This is a genomic window from Oleiphilus sp. HI0128, assembly GCF_001635365.1.
In genome coordinates, this window is record NZ_LWGG01001309.1 from 1 (window position 1) to 944 (window position 944).

Sequence of the window (944 nt, forward strand, 5' to 3'; positions counted from 1 at the left end):
AGGGGAGTACGGCGAAAGTGTATTGGTACCCCAAAAATTACTTAGCCAGTATTATTCATTGCGGAGCCATGAAACCGCAATTCATAGTTTTATCCCATCGTGTAAATTCCTTCATGATCGGATGTTGCAAGCAGCGTATGAGTCTTTGGGTGAGGAAGAGAGGGTCGATACTCACCTGAGTATAGGCTGGCGTCTATATAAGACTTATAGTGATGACGAAAAAGAAGAACGGGTGTTTGAGCTTGTGGAGCAGCTTAATCATGGCATCTCGCTTATTTCCGATCAGTTGGAAATTGAAAACCTGATCGAGCTTAATGTTTTGCCTGCTGAGAAAGCCAAGCTATCAAGTGTGTGGCTTGCTGCTGATCAATACTCAAGCTTGGCATTAATTTTATTGGGCGATAATGCATGGGCTGAGAGTTATGATAAGTGCTTCAAGCTCTATAAAATCAAAGCGGAAGCTGCATACTTAAACGGAGACCTTGAAGCATCTAAGCAACTTTACTCCCAGCTGGTCGATAATGCTATTGATCCTTTAGACAAGGTGGAGTTGCTTGCCTACCTGCTTGTGCAAGCCATAGGCCGCTCAGACTACGCACTTGGGCTAGAAATGGGGCGGCAGGCTTTGTCAATATTGGGTATTGATATTCCTGATGACCTAAGTTCTCTCAAAGCCATCATGTTAGAGCAAGCATCGCAACTAAGGGATGCGCTGGCTAAGCGTCCGATTAAGGATTTTGAAAACTGGCCAGAATGTAAAGTTCGGTCGCATCACTTAACTAATTATGTTTTGGTTAATTTCGGTTTAGCTGGCTTTTTGATGCAACGCATAGAATTCGCTTCTGTTTGTATTCAGGCTAGTTTGATATCTGCAACACTGCATGGTCGAACTGATGCAACACTGGTGACCTTAACTACCTATGGCATGCTATTGGCGTTAAGAG

General features: G+C 43.6%; 1 protein-coding gene. It reads left to right on the forward strand.

Annotated features, from left to right (window positions below; genetic code table 11):
• Nucleotides 1-121: 121 nt before the first annotated feature.
• On the forward strand, nt 122-944 hold an 823-nt coding region (locus tag A3763_RS22000; protein ID WP_156495252.1), incomplete at its 3' end, for a hypothetical protein.